Source organism: Mesobacillus sp. AQ2 (assembly GCF_030122805.1).
In the GTDB taxonomy this organism is placed as follows: domain Bacteria; phylum Bacillota; class Bacilli; order Bacillales; family Cytobacillaceae; genus Mesobacillus; species Mesobacillus oceanisediminis_A.
On the sequence record NZ_CP126080.1, the window covers coordinates 1503164 to 1521687 of the forward strand.

22 protein-coding genes are annotated in these 18524 nt (G+C 42.5%); 16 read left to right on the forward strand and 6 right to left on the reverse strand.

The annotated features are described in order from the left end of the window. Positions 1–94 precede the first annotated feature (94 nt). Positions 95–1138 carry a CAP domain-containing protein gene (locus QNH36_RS07395; protein ID WP_283905013.1) on the forward strand — a complete coding sequence of 348 codons (1044 nt, stop codon included), beginning with the start codon at positions 95–97 and terminating at the stop codon, positions 1136–1138. A 57-nt stretch (positions 1139–1195) separates the two neighbouring features. Here QNH36_RS07395 and prpE read toward each other — a convergent pair whose 3' ends face one another. Continuing rightward, the gene (prpE, locus tag QNH36_RS07400) at positions 1196–1933 is read right to left on the reverse strand and encodes a bis(5'-nucleosyl)-tetraphosphatase PrpE (RefSeq protein ID WP_251544089.1); all 738 of its coding nucleotides are present in this window, start codon (positions 1931–1933) and stop codon (positions 1196–1198) included. A gap of 220 nt (positions 1934–2153) precedes the next feature. Here prpE and mgtE point away from each other — a divergent pair, with 220 nt between their 5' ends. From mgtE to QNH36_RS07420, 4 genes are all read left to right on the forward strand, one after another. Next, on the forward strand, positions 2154–3533 hold the full coding sequence (mgtE, locus tag QNH36_RS07405) for a magnesium transporter (RefSeq protein ID WP_144474579.1): 1380 nt from the start codon (positions 2154–2156) through the stop codon (positions 3531–3533). Positions 3534–3598: 65 nt separating this feature from the next. Continuing rightward, positions 3599–5458, forward strand: coding sequence for a monovalent cation:proton antiporter family protein (locus tag QNH36_RS07410; protein ID WP_251544085.1), 1860 nt, complete (start codon positions 3599–3601; stop codon positions 5456–5458). Positions 5459–5569: 111 nt separating this feature from the next. Next, a complete protein-coding gene (gene fabI, locus QNH36_RS07415) occupies positions 5570–6337 on the forward strand; it encodes an enoyl-ACP reductase FabI (RefSeq protein ID WP_144474581.1) in 768 nt (255 codons plus the stop codon). Between the two features lie 142 nt (positions 6338–6479). Then, entirely contained in the window at positions 6480–6968 is a 489-nt protein-coding gene (locus QNH36_RS07420; RefSeq protein ID WP_144474582.1) for a CotO family spore coat protein, read from the forward strand. 42 nt (positions 6969–7010) lie between these two features. On the opposite strand, the gene QNH36_RS07425 is transcribed toward QNH36_RS07420, so the two are convergent. Next, a complete protein-coding gene (locus QNH36_RS07425; protein WP_144474583.1) occupies positions 7011–7535 on the reverse strand; it encodes a CotY/CotZ family spore coat protein in 525 nt (174 codons plus the stop codon). Between the two features lie 204 nt (positions 7536–7739). Here QNH36_RS07425 and QNH36_RS07430 point away from each other — a divergent pair, with 204 nt between their 5' ends. The 9 genes from QNH36_RS07430 to spoVIF all read left to right on the forward strand — a co-directional run bounded on the left by QNH36_RS07430 (position 7740) and on the right by spoVIF (position 12218). Beyond that, complete coding sequence (locus QNH36_RS07430; RefSeq protein ID WP_144474584.1) at positions 7740–8084, forward strand: DUF1360 domain-containing protein; 345 nt, start codon at positions 7740–7742, stop codon at positions 8082–8084. Between the two features lie 88 nt (positions 8085–8172). Further along, entirely contained in the window at positions 8173–8301 is a 129-nt protein-coding gene (locus QNH36_RS07435; RefSeq protein ID WP_260983502.1) for a hypothetical protein, read from the forward strand. A gap of 182 nt (positions 8302–8483) precedes the next feature. Then, a complete protein-coding gene (locus QNH36_RS07440; RefSeq protein ID WP_186326630.1) occupies positions 8484–8969 on the forward strand; it encodes a YhcN/YlaJ family sporulation lipoprotein in 486 nt (161 codons plus the stop codon). A 15-nt stretch (positions 8970–8984) separates the two neighbouring features. Then, entirely contained in the window at positions 8985–9464 is a 480-nt protein-coding gene (gene spoVAC, locus QNH36_RS07445; protein WP_144474585.1) for a stage V sporulation protein AC, read from the forward strand. Next, on the forward strand, positions 9465–10478 hold the full coding sequence (gene spoVAD, locus QNH36_RS07450) for a stage V sporulation protein AD (protein ID WP_144474586.1): 1014 nt from the start codon (positions 9465–9467) through the stop codon (positions 10476–10478). 16 nt (positions 10479–10494) lie between these two features. Then, the gene (gene spoVAE, locus QNH36_RS07455; protein WP_144474587.1) at positions 10495–10851 is read left to right on the forward strand and encodes a stage V sporulation protein AE; all 357 of its coding nucleotides are present in this window, start codon (positions 10495–10497) and stop codon (positions 10849–10851) included. 19 nt (positions 10852–10870) lie between these two features. Further along, entirely contained in the window at positions 10871–11587 is a 717-nt protein-coding gene (locus QNH36_RS07460) for a DUF421 domain-containing protein (RefSeq protein ID WP_144474588.1), read from the forward strand. 95 nt (positions 11588–11682) lie between these two features. Further along, positions 11683–11820, forward strand: coding sequence for a YjcZ family sporulation protein (locus QNH36_RS07465; RefSeq protein ID WP_144474589.1), 138 nt, complete (start codon positions 11683–11685; stop codon positions 11818–11820). A gap of 143 nt (positions 11821–11963) precedes the next feature. Continuing rightward, positions 11964–12218, forward strand: a complete 255-nt coding sequence (gene spoVIF / locus QNH36_RS07470; protein ID WP_144474590.1) for a sporulation-specific transcription regulator SpoVIF — start codon at positions 11964–11966, stop codon at positions 12216–12218. 125 nt (positions 12219–12343) lie between these two features. On the opposite strand, the gene QNH36_RS07475 is transcribed toward spoVIF, so the two are convergent. After that, positions 12344–14629, reverse strand: coding sequence for an ATP-dependent helicase (locus QNH36_RS07475; protein WP_144474591.1), 2286 nt, complete (start codon positions 14627–14629; stop codon positions 12344–12346). A gap of 231 nt (positions 14630–14860) precedes the next feature. On the opposite strand from QNH36_RS07475, the gene QNH36_RS07480 reads away from it, so the two are divergent. Then, entirely contained in the window at positions 14861–15193 is a 333-nt protein-coding gene (locus QNH36_RS07480; RefSeq protein WP_144474592.1) for a hypothetical protein, read from the forward strand. A 181-nt stretch (positions 15194–15374) separates the two neighbouring features. Here the strand turns inward: QNH36_RS07480 and QNH36_RS07485 are convergent, their stop codons facing one another. The 3 genes from QNH36_RS07485 to QNH36_RS07495 all read right to left on the reverse strand — a co-directional run bounded on the left by QNH36_RS07485 (position 15375) and on the right by QNH36_RS07495 (position 17157). Then, on the reverse strand, positions 15375–15800 hold the full coding sequence (locus QNH36_RS07485) for a GNAT family N-acetyltransferase (protein WP_144474593.1): 426 nt from the start codon (positions 15798–15800) through the stop codon (positions 15375–15377). Between the two features lie 6 nt (positions 15801–15806). Next, positions 15807–16316: a YjcG family protein gene (locus tag QNH36_RS07490; RefSeq protein ID WP_144474594.1), complete on the reverse strand. Its 510-nt coding sequence runs from the start codon at positions 16314–16316 to the stop codon at positions 15807–15809. 115 nt (positions 16317–16431) lie between these two features. Next, complete coding sequence (locus QNH36_RS07495) at positions 16432–17157, reverse strand: alpha/beta hydrolase (protein WP_144474595.1); 726 nt, start codon at positions 17155–17157, stop codon at positions 16432–16434. A 200-nt stretch (positions 17158–17357) separates the two neighbouring features. Here QNH36_RS07495 and QNH36_RS07500 point away from each other — a divergent pair, with 200 nt between their 5' ends. Then, a complete protein-coding gene (locus tag QNH36_RS07500) occupies positions 17358–18350 on the forward strand; it encodes a TAXI family TRAP transporter solute-binding subunit (RefSeq protein ID WP_144474596.1) in 993 nt (330 codons plus the stop codon). Positions 18351–18524 lie beyond the last annotated feature (174 nt).

Sequence of the window (18524 nt, forward strand, 5' to 3'; positions counted from 1 at the left end):
TTTACATTTCTCTCAAATATTTCATCAGATAAATCCACTCGAAAAATCAAACGATAAAGAAGTAATAAATGAAATATGAAGGAGGAAGCAGCACTTGAACATCTATAAAAACGGAAAAGTAATAGCAGTTTCTGCTGTCATGTTATTAGGTCTTGCAGCATGCAATACCAACAATGATGAAGCGATGGATTTGCGTGATAACAGGGTGACCACCCTGGGGAAAGACCAGGCTGGTTATTGGGATAATGATGCCAACAGAATAAAGCAGCAAAGACGAAGAGCTGAAATAAATGCTGCTAAAGGAAATAAGACTGGTCCTAAGATTAATCAGAATGGCATGAATGCAACAAGTGAAATCATGCAAATGCCTGATGGGTATATTACAGTTGACCCTAACTCTTACAGTACTGAGATTCCAAGTTCAAAATATCCTCATACCGAAATGACGGAAGGCGGATTGACATTAACAGAAGGCCAACAAGCAGATCTTAATAATATGCGTGAAGATTTGCAGCGAGGCATTGACGTTGAACTTCCTGATTTCCAAAGGGGAGGGATTCCTGCACCAACAGAGGGGGCTGCTCCTGCTCCACAGCAAGAAGCACCCGCACCTGATCAGGTAGCTCCAGCTCCACAAGAAAGACAAGCACCTGTTCCTGAGCAAGGAGCAGCGCCAGCTCCAGCTCCACAAGAAAGACAGGCACCGGAACAGGAAGCTGCACCAGCTCCAGAGCAAAAAGCAGCGCCAAGTGGAACGGAGATCAGTGATTTTGAATCAAAAGTCATTGACCTGACAAATGAACAGCGCCGTAAAAATGGCCTGTCAAACCTGCAGCCTGATACAGCCTTAAGTAATGTTGCACAGGAAAAATCAAATGATATGCAGGCGAAGAATTATTTTTCGCATACAAGCCCTACTTATGGTTCACCTTTCGATATGATGAGGGACTTCGGGGTTTCATATAATTCAGCTGGGGAGAACATTGCGATGGGACAGCCGAGTCCTGAAGAAGTCGTCAATGCATGGATGAACAGCGAAGGCCATCGAAAAAATATTTTAAGTCCGAATTTCACACATATTGGTGTTGGCCATACATCACAAGGAAACTATTGGACACAAATGTTTATTGGCAAATAAACGGACAAAGCTAACCACTAATTCAAGTGGTTAGCTTGTTCATTGTATGGGTATTTATTATATCTCCCTGAACTTTTCGGGAACAAAAGGCATGGTTGAGGGAACAGATATTAATTCCATTTCAGGATAACGAAGAGCTGACAGTTTACCGCCAAAAACAGCTCCCGTATCTATATTATAGGTATTATTCAGGATTCTTGGTTCCTTCACCGGTGTATGGCCATAAACGATGACCGCACTTCCTTGATAATTCTTCGCCCAATCACGGCGCACGGGAGTCCCGTCTGGATTGTTTTTGCCGGTGATATCACCATAAAGAACAAAGGTTTTAACTTTTGAATTGCTTTTTCCTATGTACTCTTCACGGATTCCTGCATGGGCTATGACAAGACGCCCCTCATCGAGTACATGGTACAAAGGCGCTGAATCATATAATTTAAGGAATTTCTCACGGAAAGAATTTTTCTGTTTCGCATCCAGTGACAGAAATTCTGCAACAGTTGTCTCAAGCCCATGGGCTGTCTGTACTTTATTGCCCAATAGATATCGATACAGCTTATTGCAGTGGTTTCCAGGAACATAATAAGCAGCCTTTTTTTTCACGGCAAGTTCCCAAACTAGCTCTGCAGTTTTCAGTGACTCTGGTCCCCGGTCTGTCAGATCTCCGACAAAAGCAAGCTTCCGGTGCTCCGGGTGGATCGGAATGCCAGAATCCCAGTCATATCCAAGAATTTTGGTGATCTCTTCAAATTCGGCAAAACAGCCGTGGATATCGCCAATAATATCTAGTTTCATGGAGCCATCCTCCTTTTTATCGATTATCATTCCCGCTCGTGAAAAAAAGAAAAGTTTAAATTAAAAAAGGGAATATTATTGAAAAGGCGAGCCTTGAAAACTTACGGTTACAAAACTTATATTACCATCTAATTTCATGGGAAAAAGAGAAGATAAAAGACAAAGATTTCATTAAATGCTAGTATAATGAAATGTACATAAAGGAAAGGGGGTAAGGTGTATGTCTGAAGAACGTCAAGAATCAGCATCCAGGCAGCAAATCAATTCTGAACTGCTGTTGGAAGCACTTTACTCTGAGAAAATTGATGATTTCCGTGCGGAATTTTTAGATTTGCATCCGTACGACCAGGCTGAATTTTTCAGTGAACTAGATGACGAAGATCGAGCTAAAGTTTATAATTTCCTCTCACCTGAAGAGATGGCTGATCTGTTCGAGAACCTGGAAGCGGATGAAGAGGATTTCAAGGATGTCTTGGCGCAGATGAATCCTAACTACGCGGCCGACATGCTGTCAAATATGTATGCCGATGACGCGGTGGATGTCCTGAATGAGCTTGACAAAGATCAGGTTGCCAGTTATTTGACAATCATGGATGAGGAAGCTGCGCAGGAAATCAAGGATTTGCTGCATTACGAAGAATACACAGCAGGAAGTATCATGACGACAGAATTCATTGCGATTTCTGCCAACCAGACGGTCAGGTCGGCCATGTATATCCTGAAAAAAGAAGCACCCAGGGCTGAAACGATTTACTATATTTTTGTTGTCGATGAGGAGAAGAGACTTGCTGGAGTCATTTCCTTGAGAGACTTGATCGTGGCGGATGACGAGACGATGATCGGTGAAGTGATGAATGAACGGGTGGTCTCGGTTTCGGTAGGAGAGGACCAGGAAGAAGTAGCGCGGATGATGCGGGATTATAACTTCCTCGCTCTTCCTGTCGTGGATTTCCAAAACCATCTCCTTGGAATCATAACGGTCGATGACATCATTGATGTAATGGAAGAAGAGGCATCGGATGACTACTCCAAGCTGGCAGGTATTGCAGACCTCGACACAGTCGACCGAAATCCATTTACAGCCGCCAAGAAACGCCTGCCATGGCTGATCATTTTACTCTTTTTAGGGATGTTCACAGCAAGCCTGATTGGAAGATTTGAGGCTACATTGGATAAGGTTGCAATTTTGGCTGTATTCATTCCTTTGATTGCCGGAATGGCTGGCAACACTGGTACCCAGGCCCTTGCTGTGGCTGTCAGGGGAATTGCCACTGGAGATCTTGAAAAAGAAAGTAAATGGAGCATTATTCTGAGGGAAGCTGGTACAGGATTGATTACCGGAGCGGTATGCGGGATCCTGGTTGCATTTGTTGTTTACTTTTGGAAAGGTGAATTTTTTCTTGGGATTTTAGTCGGTATATCGATCTTTATAACATTAATCATCGCCACACTGGCCGGGTCGCTTGTTCCGCTGCTTATGCACAGATTGAAAATTGACCCTGCGGTAGCATCAGGTCCATTTATCACAACGATCAATGATATTATCAGTATTTTGATTTATTTTGGGATTGCTACTGCTTTTATGAGTTATCTTATCTAATAATATCTTTTGCAAGGCAAAACAGCATTAATTACTGTTAATTCTTATATAAAAGGAGGGAGCGGATGGAACAGCATGCTTCGATTACATCACTTGTGATCGTCATTATTGTTGCATTTTTAACACCTATTATATTACACCGCTTAAAATTGAGTTTCATACCTGTAGTTGTTGCTGAAATCATCATGGGTTTGATTATCGGTAAAAGTGGCTTCAACATTGTCCATGAGGATGCATGGCTCAGCACATTGTCCACCTTGGGATTTTTATTCCTGATGTTCTTGAGTGGGTTGGAGATTGACTTCACTGCATTCTCTGGCGGGAAAAATAAAGGCAGGGCAAAACCCAACAGCAAAAAAGAACCAAATACGTTTGTCGTCGCTTCTGTCATATTTGTCGGGATATTCATTGCCTCTCTTGGATTGTCGTATTTATTCGTGCTTGCAGGGTTTATTGAGAATGTATTTTTGATGACCTTGATCATCTCGACAATCTCTCTTGGAGTGGTAGTTCCTACTCTTAAGGACGCACATTTAATGAAAACAAATATTGGGCAGATCATTTTATTGGTAGCTGTCATTGCAGACCTTGCCACCATGATCCTGCTTGCTGTCTTTGTATCCCTTTATGATACTGGCGGTGGCAACACATGGCTGCTGCTCGTGCTTTTTGCTGCTGGTGTAGCACTTTATTTCATCGGCAGATCCTTCAAAAATAGGACGTTCATTAATGCATTGTCCACTGGTACCACACAAATTGGCACCCGTGCGGTTTTTGCCTTGATTATTTTATTGGTTGCCATCTCAGAAACAGTCGGCGCGGAAAATATCCTGGGGGCATTCCTTGCAGGTGTCCTTGTTTCCCTGCTGGCACCTGACCAGGAAATGGTCCATAAACTTGATTCATTTGGCTATGGCTTTCTGATTCCCATCTTTTTCGTGATGGTGGGGGTCGAACTCGATTTATGGTCACTGTTCAGTGAAAAAAAGCTCTTATTATTGATACCGCTATTACTTTTGGCTTTGTTTTTGTCAAAAATGGTCCCGGTATATCTTTTGAAAAAATGGTACGACACAAAGACGGTTCTCGCTGCTGGCTTCCTGTTGACCTCCACATTGTCACTCGTCATCGCTGCAGCAACGATTGGTGAAAGAATGGAAATGATTTCACCGCAGATGAGTGGAACACTGATTCTGGTGGCAGTCATCTCCAGTGTTTTGACACCAATTTTATTTAAAAAATTGTTCCCTGAAGAAAAAGCAGAGGAAGTTAAAGTAAAGGTGGCGTTTATTGGCGCCAACCAGATGACACTTCCGGTATCAAGAGCGCTTCAATCTTCTCTTTACGAACCAGTCATTTTTCATACAAAACAGGATAAGGCGGAAAAACTGGCGGACACTGTTTTTGAAATCATTGAAATTGACAATTATGATATTGATACACTCGATAAGGTTGAAGTGTATGATGCGAATATCATTGTTATATCTACAGGGGATCCCGACCTAAATGCGACCATCGCGGTCAGCGCAAAGGAACGTGGAGTTGAAAGGGTCATCGCGAGGATTGAAAGTCCAGACCTTGCTGAGCAAGCCCAGGAAGAGGGAATTGAAGTATTCTCTGTTCTTCGTTCAACTGAGTCGCTGCTGCGTGCGATGATTGAATCACCAGGTGTCATGACCATCTTGACACATCAGGAAAATTCCCTGCATGAAATCAGAATGCTCAATGATCATTTTGACGGTATGACTCTCAGACGTTTCCCATTCACAGGAGATGTCATCTTTGTCAGGATCCTGCGTGAAAATGAATCAATCGTGCCTCATGGAGATACCGAGCTGAGACTGAATGACCGTTTGATTGTCACAGGATCAAAAGAATATGTCGATGAGCTGAAAAGAGAACTCGAATTCTGTTTTTGGTGCTGATTTGGAACGTAAACCCGTCTTCCCGACGGGTTTTTCTTTTCAAATGAAAAAATATGGTGTAGAATTAGCACTAGGTACTAATAACTTGTATTAACAGGGGGATATTTTAAAATGACTCTTTCATTGAACGGAAAAACATACGTAGTAATGGGTGTAGCCAATAAAAGGAGCATCGCCTGGGGTATTGCTCAATCTCTCCACAATTCCGGGGCGAATTTGATTTTCACTTATGCCGGTGAGCGTCTGGAGAATAGTGTCAGGGAACTTGCGGAATCACTCGATCAAAATTATTTAGTTTTACCTTGCGACGTTACAAGTGACGAAGATGTCGCTAAATGCTTCAAAGAAATCAAGGAAGCAGCAGGTTCGATTTCCGGTGTTGCCCACTGTATCGCATTCGCTAACAAGGAAGAGCTGCAGGGAGACTATATGAATGTTACACGCGATGGTTTCCTGCTGGCCCATAATATCAGCGCCTACTCCCTGACAGCTGTTGCCAAGGAAGCAAAAGAACTGATGGCGGAAGGTGGGAGCATCGTGACTTTGACTTATCTTGGCGGCGAGCGTGCGATCCCGAATTACAATGTCATGGGAGTGGCAAAAGCATCACTTGATGCAAGTGTCCGCTATCTTGCTGCGGATTTAGGAAAGCACAATATTCGTGTAAACTCGATTTCAGCCGGTCCAATCCGCACACTATCTGCTAAAGGGGTAAGTGATTTTAACTCGATTTTGAAGGAGATTGAAGAGAAAGCTCCGCTTCAACGAAATACTACTCCGGAAGAAGTCGGCGATACGGCAGTATTCCTTTTCAGCGACATGTCACGCGGGATCACTGGCGAAAACATCCACGTTGATTCAGGATTCCATATCTTATAGAAACACATGGCCCGCCGCCTGAGCGGGCCTTATTTATTTTCAGCATTTATGACTCCTTTCAAGCAAATTCATTCATGATTCCGGCACCTATCCTGGGCGGCCGCATACATATAGGGTGAGCGAAGTTTTGGAGGTGCCATAAATGGGAAGAAAGCGAAGTCGTAAGCAATCTCCTTTGTTTTACATCAATCAGCCTGTTATTGATCTGCCCCAAGCTGATATGCAAAAAAATTATACGATTAAAAGTGAACCCGATACATCTGAGATTCTGCAAGAACAGGGTGATGTCCTTGTAACTAAAGAAATGATTTTTGAGGATAAGGAGTCATCTGAAGTGAAAGTAAACCACCAAGTTGAAGAGAAAGAAAACATTCAATCTGACCAGTCCGATGTCCGAGGGAAGAGAAGTTTCAATGATTATACATTGGAGGAAAAAATCAAACACTTAAAGTTTGTTCCCGCATCTGTAGCTAAGGTGAAATACGAATTCATTACGGTGGGAAGATCATATAAGGGATTTTTTATCGAAATGAAGGGAGAAGTATTGTTCATCCAATCTGTAACTCCCAGGAAGAAAAGCGTAAGTATTCCGAAGGAGGATTTAATCGACATCAAGAGGGTTGGATTATAAAAAAGGCTTACCATTTAGGTAAGCCTGATTTTCCAGCCTTGGTTATCTTGTATTGCCAGGAAGGCTTGAAAGTGGTGAAGCTGCAACTGGGTCAAGGCATGTGACTGCACAGAAGCAATCCAGGTCTACAGTTAAGCAGATACCAGTCCTGAAGAATTCATTTCTTGATCCGCCAGTCGTGATTTGCTCGCAAGGAGTGTCGAAGCTTTCTCCTTGGTCACCGCGAGTAGCAAGAAGCTCGAGTTTAGCGCAACAGTTATCATCCACAGAAGTTACGCGGAAGAAGAAAGAGTTGAAGCAGTCAAGCATTTGTGGTCCGCCGCCATTTGTGCGGATGCGAGTTCCAAACCCTTCGAACGGCTGGCAGTCACCGCAATATAGAATTACCGGGATTGTATCCAACTCAGTAGTAGGAGTTTGTGCACCTGCAAGCAATTCCTGGATGGATTTATTGCAGCTGACATCACAATCGTTGTCTACATCCACTTCATCCTGTGCATCTGCTATCGCTCTGAGGACTTCGCACACACAGTTATCCTCACCATGGTTCTTATTTTTGCAACCCATAATAAGTTCATCTCCTTTTTGTTGATATGACCTATTGTCCTTAATAGAATATGAATCGCCATCCTAATGGTGTGGGTGTTTGTCTAATTTTCAATATGTTTCAACAAAAATTAATGACAAAAGTGGACAGGCTCGTGCCTATCCATAGGAAATTGCCCAGCATAAGCTGTATTGAATCCAACAAAAACAAAAGTGGGTGAGATTATGGTAAGTTGGCTGGATTTATTTCTTCTGGGGATGGCGAGCTTCCGCTTGACGAGACTGATTGTATATGATGTGATTACTGAATTTCTCCGTCAGCCATTTCATGAGACAGTGGTGGAGACCCTTGAGGATGGGAGCACGGAAACCTATATAGAAATTAAAGGTACTGGTTTGAAATATTGGATCGGTGAGTTGTTAAGCTGCCATTGGTGCACTGGCATTTGGTCAGCGGCATTTTTGTATTTTGGATATGTGTTGTATCCTCCGCTGGCGATTCCGGCCATCACCATACTGGCAATTGCGGGTATTGCCTCCTTAATCCAGCATGTCCTCATTAAGGATTAACCAGCTGGATTTAATGAAATCGTCCAGAACCCCTAAGTAGACTTGTTCATAAGCTACCATATGGACTCTAAATGAAGGGGTTGTCATCATGGAGGAAAAACAAAAGAAGGATAGCAGCAATCCAAGCGAAGAAAGCCAAAATAGTAAAACAGCCTCAACCAGACGCGTACGCAGAAAACGCGGCTGTGGCTGCGGGAAAAAGAGAAAGAAAGCATAAATTCATCGTCTGCCAAACAACTGGCAGGCGATTTTTGTATTCAGGGAGTGAAAGCTGGGGGATATTAAAGTTGTTCTTACAATGATATGGAAATAAAACCCGAAATAAAAAATTCATAAATTAGGTTTTGGACGTGGAAAATAATTTTAACCAATCAGATGAATCATAGAAGGGGATTAAGGATGAATATAAAACAGACAATAAAAACAATCGCAGTACTGACGATGCTTGTAGTCGGTATTGCTGGATGTTCTTTTGGGAAGACATCCCCAGAGAGCAGGGCTTCCATGATCCAATCGGTCAATCCTGATCCGGGTGCGACTAATGATCTTGAGGAAAAGGATCTCGAGCTTGCTGAGAAGGTAAAAAAAGATATAGCTGGACTTGATGCGATTTTTGACGTCGCTGTGATTGCCGGGAAAAAAGATACACTGGTTGCTTACAAAGTAAAGCACATGAAGCGTTTCAACATGAAAGCGATTGAAAAAGAAATCAATAAGAAGCTGGAAAAAAATTATCCTGGTGAAAATTTCATTGTTTCAAGTGATTTCAAGATCTTTATTGAGGCGGTCGAGCTTCGTGAAAGAATGAAAGATCCTGCCTATCCTGATAAGAAAGCAGAAAAAGAATTGCAGCGGATAATTTCATTGAAAAAAGAAATGACTTAAGAAAGGATGGGTGAGATGGGGGACAAAAAGAAGCAAAAGATGACTCCAGAACAGCAGCAATATCAGCAGCTTGAACAAAAGCACGAGCTCAAGCGGCCAGTATTGAAGAATTGCATAAAGGCTTTTTTGGTTGGCGGTCTGATCTGCACTATTGGACAAGCGATCACTTATTTTTATATATATTTCTTTGATTTTACCGAACAGACAGCCGGGAACCCGACGGTAGCCACGATGATATTCCTTTCGATGCTGTTGACCGGGTTTGGGGTTTATGACCATATCGGCCAATTTGCCGGGGCAGGCAGTGCTGTTCCGGTGACTGGATTTGGGAACTCGGTGATATCGGCAGCGATTGAACACCGAACAGAGGGCTTTGTCCTTGGTGTTGGGGGAAATATGTTCAAGCTGGCAGGAAGCGTCATATTGTTTGGCGTATTTGCAGCATTTGTCGTTGCACTGATCAAGACTTTATTGACAATGATGGGGGTGCTTTAAATGTTGATTGGAACGCAGTCATGGCAATTCAACAATAGCCCGGTCATTGAATCATGGGGGTCATCTGGAGGTCCCTTTGAGTCGGAAGGGAAGCTTGCAGCGGATTTCGATGTCCTTCATGACGATCTATGGATGGGGGAAGAATCCTATGAGAAAGCTCATCGAGTTTTGCTTGAAGAGGCCATCAATTCGGCATTGCAAAAAGGGGAATTCCAAAAAGAAGATATGCAATTCATGCTGGCTGGTGATTTGATTAACCAAATCACGCCTACCAGCTTTGCTGCAAGGACGATGGCAATCCCATATTTCGGACTTTTTGGCGCATGCTCTACCTCAATGGAGGGTCTAGCGCTTGCATCCTTTATCATCAACTATCAGGGAGCAAAAAAGGTGGTAACTGGCGCGTCCAGCCACAACTCAGCGGCGGAAAAGCAATTCAGATACCCAACAGAATATGGCGGGCAAAAGCCTCCTACCGCACAGTGGACAGTCACAGGAGCAGGAGCGGCAGTGCTGACAGATAACTCAGATAAGCGGGGGAAAATCGTCACAACGTCAGCCACCATTGGGAAGGTGGTCGATATGGGGATATCCGATCCGTTTAATATGGGGGGAGCGATGGCGCCAGCAGCTGCAGATACGATCATCGCCCATTTCAAGGATTTGAATCGTCAGCCGTCCTATTATGATTTAATCGTAACAGGAGATCTCGGAAGGATTGGCCAGGCTACTACATATGACCTATTGCAGCAGGCCGGCCTTGAAATTACGAGAGAGCAGTTTCAGGATTGCGGACTGTTGATCTATAAAGAGGATCAGCCAGTTCAGTCTGGCGGCAGCGGTGCTGGTTGTTCGGCTTCGGTCTTGTATGGCCACTTATTGAATCAGATGAAAAATGGCATCTATAGGAAGATACTTGTTGTAGCGACAGGTGCATTGCTTTCGCCGCTTTCATTCCAACAGAAGGAAACCATACCTTGTATTGCACACGCTGTTGCGATTGAAATGAAATAGAAAGGAGGAATCGTAAATGCTGCCAATGTTTTTCTGGGCTTTTGTTGTTGGAGGTTTGATTTGTGTATTTGGCCAGCTGCTGTTCGATATAGCAAAATTGACACCGGGCCATACGATGAGTTTGCTTGTAGTGATTGGAGCGATACTTGATGGCTTTGGTCTTTATGAGCCTCTAATCGACTTTGCAGGCGCCGGTGCAACAATTCCAATCACCAGCTTTGGAAACTCGCTGGTCCACGGTGCGTTACAGGAGGCCGAGCAGCATGGGCTGGTAGGTGTTTTGACCGGGATGTTCGAAATTACAAGTTCTGGTATATCAGCTGCTGTCATTTTCGGTTTCATCGGGGCACTGATTTTTAAACCTAAAGGCTGATTCTATAAGGGATGATCTAATGCCGGATATCTTTGGTACAATCATACGTTCCATATTGTTGATCATTGGTTTATTCGTAATTACAAAGCTTCTTGGCAAAAAGCAGTTATCAAGCCTGTCATTTTTTGAATATATCGTTGGAATTACTGTTGGTGATATTGCTGGAACATTGTCAATGGATCCAGATTTGAGTCTTAGGGACGGAATTGCCAGCCTGATTATCTGGTCATTCGTCCCGTTCGCCATTTCATTGATTTCCTTAAGAAGCAGGGCGTTTCGCAGAGTCGTCGAGGGAAAGTCAACAACATTTATTGAACATGGCAACATCATTGAAAAAAATATGCGTAACGAAAAATACAGTCTTGATGAACTCCTTGAGCAGCTCCGCAAAAAAAGTGTTTTCAAGGTGGCGGATGTTGAATTTGCATCGCTTGATTCAAACGGAGAACTGAGTGTTCTTTTGAAAAAGGAAAAACAGCCTTTGAAGTATGAGGACATCAGTCACATGACAGAGGATGACAATGTTCCGGTCACCTTGATCATGGATGGGGAAATAATTAAGGAAAATCTTGAAAAGGCAAAATTGGATAAAAAACAGGCTGTAAAACTTATTAAAGATAAAGGCTATGAACAAGACAATGTATTTTATGCAGAAATCGACACAAACGGAGATATTAATATCGATCTTTATGATGAGTATTTAAGATCCCACTTTCCGGACTTTGACCAAATTTAATCCAGTTCTTTAAAATTGGGTAGGGGCTCGCCCATACATATCCCAATCACCTCTCATATAGTGTTATTGAGTAATCAAAAGTGAGGTGAAGAAGAATGGGCTACGGTTTTGGCGGCTTTTGCGGCGGTGGCTACGGCTATGGCTATGGCGGTGGATACTATGGTTCTACATTCGTTTTAATCGTCGTATTGTTCATTTTGTTGATTATTGTAGGAGCAAGTTTCTACAACTAATTGAAAACACTGGCGAAAGCTGTTCCGCGTCGGAGCAGCTTTTGCTGCATCATGAAGGAATAATAAATCATCCAGGCATTGTCTTTCACCATTTTCGCCTAGCTTCATACTATAGAGTAGTTAAAGAAGGAGGCGTGATTTATATGGATAATAATTTTTTCAAGAATATAGAAAAAAAGACTGGCGTCAATATGAAAGATGTATTTGAGCTGGCTAATTCATTACAAAATGCGAACTTTAAAGATGAGAAAACTGTAAGAGGGGTAATCCGCCGTGTTTCCCAATTGGCCAATAAGCCAGTTAACAAAGAAATGGAAGACAAGATTGTTGAATCGATCGTAAAGGATGGAAAGCAGCTTGATTTCAGCCAGATTTCCAAAATGATCAACAAGAAATAGTCACATCTTGAATGCCAAATCAGGACCTGAGTTTTGTTACCCGGGTCCTGATTTGGCATTTTTATTTGAACATGATCACAAAGCAGTTAACCTTACGCATTTGCCTGATTACATAAAGTCCTGCTTCAAATTCTTCCCAGGAAACGGGAAGGGTTAGCTTTCCGGCCACGTCTCCGATGCGGGACTGAAATGAAAAGCCTTTTTTCTGCTCTTGTTACCGCTACATAAAGCAGGCGCCGTTCTTCTTCAAGTGGGTGGCGGTCTCCATTCCGGTAGGCATCCAAAGCATAGTCATGCGGAATGCTTCCGTCCACTGTACCAATTATATAGACATTCCCATATTCCAGACCCTTGGATCGGTGGATGGTACTCAGTGTTATGGCGTCAGATATTGTTTTGCTGGTCCGTTTGATTTCTGCATTCATAGCAATCATATGGTCAGCATGCTCAATGAACTCTGCAATAGATTTAAAGTTTCGGGCTGCTACTTTCAGGTCACGTACGTCATCAGAGCCTTTTTCCAGCTGATTGCCTTCATTGCCGCGCTTTTTAATGAAATCCTGATACCCCAGGTCCTTTTCAACAATATCAATGGCGGCAACAGGGGACAGGGATGAAAGTGAACTGACTACCGGGATCAGCCTCTTCAATTTTTGTTCCTGGAAGGTGAAGCCTGTTTTTACGTAGGTAAGGGCTTCAAGCATAGAACAATCATTCAGGATGCTATTCGCTTGTAAATCCCTAAAGGTCGACTGTTTCAAAAACAGCGATGGAAGGATATTCTTGATCGCATCCGAATCATCGGGATTCAAACTAAGCCGCAAAAAAGAGAGCATTCCTTTTACCATGAATCGCTCGTAGAAGGATTCAATGTCCTGGTCAAGCCGGAAAGGAAGGCTTGAATTCGCCAGCCTCTCGAATACCGCACGGCTCGCAGCATTGGTCCTGAACAAAATCGCAAAATCACCGGGACGTTCTCCTTGTTCAATCCGCTCTTTAATGTCTGTCAGGATCATCGTCGCTTCCTCTTCTTCGTCATAAGGGTGGAAGATGACTGGCGGGCACTCATCTGAATATTGGGCGCGCATTTCTTTTTCATGTCGGATCAGATTTGCTGAAATCAGTGTGTTAGCCGTTTCAACAATCTCGTGTGGCGAACGATAATTTTGGTTAAGGATGATCACTTCTGTATTATTAAAATCCGCCTTGAAGTTGATCAGGTAGGCAGGGTCGCTTCCGCGAAAAGAGTAGATTGACTGGTCATCATCGCCAACCGCGCAAACATTTCCGTGTTTACTCGAGAGCATTTTCACGAGTTCATACTGCACTTTATTAATATCCTGGAACTCATCGATCAATAGATATTGAAAACGATTCTGATAGATTTCGAGTATAGAAGGCTGATCTGAAAATAGCTTATAACATCCAATGAGCATGTCATCAAAATCAAATAACCTCTGCCTGTCCTTAGTTGATTCATAGTCTTTATAAAGCAATGCAACCTTCTCTTCCCATGGTGATTCCGGCTTCACTTCATTGGGCATGATCAAGGTGTTTTTCCATAAACCGATCTGCTGGAGAGCGAGGTCATAGGCAAACTCTTTTTCGTCCAGCTGAAGCTTTCTCCCTGCTTCCTTCAGGATTTGTTCCCGTTGCCATTCTTTTTTCATTAGCTTGTCTGATGACCATTTCTCACGTTCATGAAAACAAAGAATCCGGTAGAAAATGCTGTGGAACGTACCGGAAATCAGCCTATTGACTTTAGATGGTGACATATTCGGGTATTGGGAAATCCGTTTTTTCATCTCAGCGGCAGCCTTTGCCGTAAATGTAACAAGCATGATGGAACCTGGATCTATTTTCTGTTCTTCAAGCATGAAGGCGGTCCTGGCGGTAAGAACCCTCGTCTTTCCGCTTCCAGCTCCTGCCAAAATCAATAATGGGCCGTCTGTGGACACAACCGCTTTTTCCTGGTTTCCGTCAAAATGAATTCCGGCCTCTTTAAGCTGTTTTATGTAATCCAACTTGATTCCTGGGTTAACCGGCGGATGCGAGGTAAAGGGGGAGGTTACTTTCACTTCCCGTGGAAATATGAATTTATCTTCTTTCTCTGCCTCAGCTGTGATCGAACGCGATTTTGGTATTTTGAAACCATTTCGCTCTATATATTCCGTTTTTTCAAAAGGCGGAGACGAAGGTGTTGGCAAACTCTCTTCCTGACAATCATCTTTACTGGAAAGATGATGATAGAAATGGGGCTGTTCCTGAATGCCGAGGTAAAGACGGACAGGACCTCCGCATACTGTACAGGCAAGCATTCCTTTCTTTCCGTCGTCATAAAGCTTTTGATAGTCACTGCGATCATATTGGTTAAGGCTTATTATCTGCTGGTTATACTTAGCTGTTTTCATGTTTTCCCTCATCTCCGGCCAAAAAATAGCACAATCTTTATCATACCAGAATAGAATTTCTAACAAAAGATGTTATCCGCTGAGGAGAAGCAGCAAATCCAGGTTTATTAATGGTTTCAGGCAACGGAAAAAAGATTAAAAAATAGCAGTTTACTACGGTCATAAACAGGGAAAAGGAATAGAAGATTATAGTAAGAAATTTAATAATCGTAAAATTGGGGGATAACAAAAATGGGATACATTCTTCCAGTGACAAATTATCAATATATTCAATATGCTGAGCGGGAAATTGGATTGGATTATGACCCGTTTATGATTAATAGCGTTAATAGGATTCGAAAAGAAGACCCGGTGTTGAAGGGACAGGAACAATATGAGCAGGCAACAGCGCCTCTGCAGAAGCAGAAGGAGCAGCAGCCTGTGTCACGCATGCAGCTCGCAGCATCCGATTCAAGTTTCCCTCGCATGGACCGTGTTTATAAGAAAAAGGTAAATCCATTGGTTGTCAACCAGGCGTATGCTGAAATTACCGGTAAAGGAAGGCACTACAGCGAGTCGATTTGAACTGGCTGCAGTGCTTTTTTCTTTGCTGTTTTTCGCGGTGAATTTTGCTATTCAAACACTGGTCTCAAAGTTCCTTCAAATATCTTTCTGAAAAATTTAAGGCAATAGAGTGTGGAACCACCAAGGTACGAAATAGCCATACATACAAAACCCCCATTCAAATTTGAATGGGGGTTTTGACTCATATGGATTTTTTCATTGTCTTATGTGGGATACCGGCATCCATGAACTCCTCTGAAACCGTTTCATACCCAAGCCTGCTGTAAAAGGGGATGGCGTGTGTCTGTGCATTTAATTTCAAGGTTGAAATGCCCTGAGACTTTGCATATTCCTCGATTTTATTCATGACGGCGACACCAGCTCCGGTTTTGCGGTTTTCTTTTAGTACACAAATCCGCTCAACCTTGCCTACTCCATCCAGGACACGGAACCTGCCGGCCCCTGCTGCTTTTTTGTGATCATCATATAATACGAAGTGAACAGAGTCGGACTCGTATTGATCAATTTCTTCTTCTTCCGGAACGTTTTGTTCATGAATGAAAACGGTCTTGCGCACATCGAATGCGTCTGCTAATTCTTGATCGCTATTTACGATTTTTACTTCCACGATTATTTATTCCTTTCCAAGCCTGAATGTTTCATATACAGTCCATGAACCGTTGTCCAGCTGGTACAGCAAATGAATCCGATCGGCTGTATCTTCAAATTGGACCTTTGTCATCCCTAATGATCCATAGACATCCGAGTGCTCATCGTCGGACATTTTTTGACCGATGGTGATATGCGGTACAAAGTTATATTCCTGATTGCCTTCGAATGTTGAATTGAGTTCATTATGAAGTGAGTCTAACTCTTCAGGTGATTCGACTTTCAGGTATATCACGTTATTTACGGGTTTAAATGAACTAATCTTCTTGATGTTCAGTTTGACTGGTTTGAAATTCCTGGCAATTGAATCAATCTTATTGGCGATTTCCTTGATTTCTTCTTCTGTTGCTTCAAATGGAGATTTTAAAGTGATATGTGGCGGGATTAACGCATAATGTGGGTCATAACGCCTTCTCAACGAATTAGCATAATCCTGGATTTTCTTTGATGGAAAAATGACAATACCGAATTTCATCTGAATACCCCCGTTTCATAATATTGTTGCATTTCGTTCAGTTTAAAAAACTGAAAATTATGATTTACCATTCATTATAACAAATTTTTGATATATATAATATAAAGAAGCATAATCATGAAAACATTCTATTCATTGCCCGTTTAAGGTCGGGCTGCCAATAGGTCCATGTATGGTCTCCGCTGAATTCTTCGTAAAAATAGCCAAAGCCTTTTTCTTTAAAAATCTTTGAAAGATCCCTGTTTGGCGTCAGGAAATCTTTGTTTTTGGATGAGGTCGTCTTAACGGTTGTCTCCTGTTCGCCGACCGTGTGGTATATATTCAGCAATTCAGGCTGACTGAAGTTCTTAACCGCGGAAAATACTTCCTTATTCACATATGGTGATTGAAGCAGAACTTTTCCAAAAGTATGAGGATACTGGATAGCGGCAAGCAACGAAACTGTTGCTGCAAGCGAATCCCCGACCAAAGCGCGTCCCATGCCCATTTGGTATGTTGGATAACGTTCATCCAGGTAAGGGACAAGCTCATGAGCAAGAAAGCGGATATAGGCCTGGTGCTGCTCTCCTTTTGGATGGTATTTTCGGCGCCGGTCTTCGACGGAATCATATGGGATTCCAACGATGATGACGTTTTCAATTTCTTTTTTGGCAAGGAATTCATCCGCAATCCTGCCTATCCTCCCTAATTGGAAATAATCGCGGCCATCCTGTGCGATCAGCAAGGAGTATTTATACAGCGGGGAATAATTGGCAGGCAGGTAGACCAGCATTGTGATATCTTCACCCAGCTCCTTGCTTTGGAGTGTGATTTCTTCAATTTTGCCCATAGGATAATCCATATATTTACCTCCAAATCCTTCGATTTGCTATTTTACTTTTTACCGTCAAAACGATTTTAGCATATGTATTTTTAAAAAGCTTTTCAGGTAATGTATTATAAGCCGGCATGAAATTAGTAAGCAAGTAAGATGTTTGACAATTGTGTGAAGTCTTATGGTAGAATTATGGTGAACATTTATATATCAAAGGGGGAAATCTGATGAAAAAAAGAAAGTTTCTTTTATTCACTGCTCTTGTGCTAGTGCTTTCGATGGTGCTATCAGCTTGTGGCGGCGGCTCTGACGAAAAGGGTGGAGAAGGAAAATCACAAGAAAAACCTAAATTCATGAGCATCCTTACTGGCGGTACGGGTGGTACATACTTCCCGCTTGGCGGAGCTTTCGCCAAGATTGTGTCTGATGCAACGGGTATCGATACAAATGCGGAAACAACAGGAGCATCTGCTGAAAACATGCAGAGCATTAAGGATGGAAAAGGTGAAATCGCCTTCACTCAAACAGATATCGCTTCTTATGCAACTGAAGGAAAGCTGATGTTTGATGGAAACAAAATCGATAATATTAAAGCGATCGGTACTCTTTATCCTGAAACAATCCAAATCGTTACAACTGAAAAATCAGGCATCAAATCCGTTGGAGACCTGAAAGGTAAAAAGGTATCGATAGGTGCACCAGGGTCTGGAACTGCAGCGAATGCAGAACAAATCCTTGAGGCTTATGGAATGTCAGTTGATGATATCAAGAAGCAGGATTTAAGCTTTGATGAATCAGTAAATGGCATTAAAGACGGAAATATCGATGCTGCATTCGTTACGGCGGGACATCCGACTGCAGCTGTTGAAGAGCTTTCTGCGACAGAAAAAGTTGTAATCGTTCCTATTGAGGCTGATAAGGCTGATAAACTAATTGAAAAGTATCCATACTACGCAAAAGAAGTAGTACCTTCAGGAACTTATAAGTTGGGTTCCGATGTGCCAACTGTTGCTGTTCTGGCAATGCTGGTAGTAAAGTCTGATCTTTCAGATGAAGTTGTTTACGATATCACTAAATCAATTTTTGAAAACCTTGACCAGGTACAACATGCAAAAGCTAAGCAAATTAAGCTTGAAAATGCTTTGAATGGTGTAGGTATTGACGTACACCCAGGAGCACAGAAGTATTTTGATGAAAAAGGAATCAAAGCTGCTGAGTAATATTCAAAACCCGACCGGACAAAATCCTTTTGTGGATTTTGCCCGGTCAATAAATATTTCTGGACTGCATTTGTACTCCGGAGGTTCCACTAAAGAACAGACCGAACTCTATTCCGGTCTTTTTTTACTGAATATTTATCAAACCTCTTTGAGCGATATCAGACAGGCGAGGAA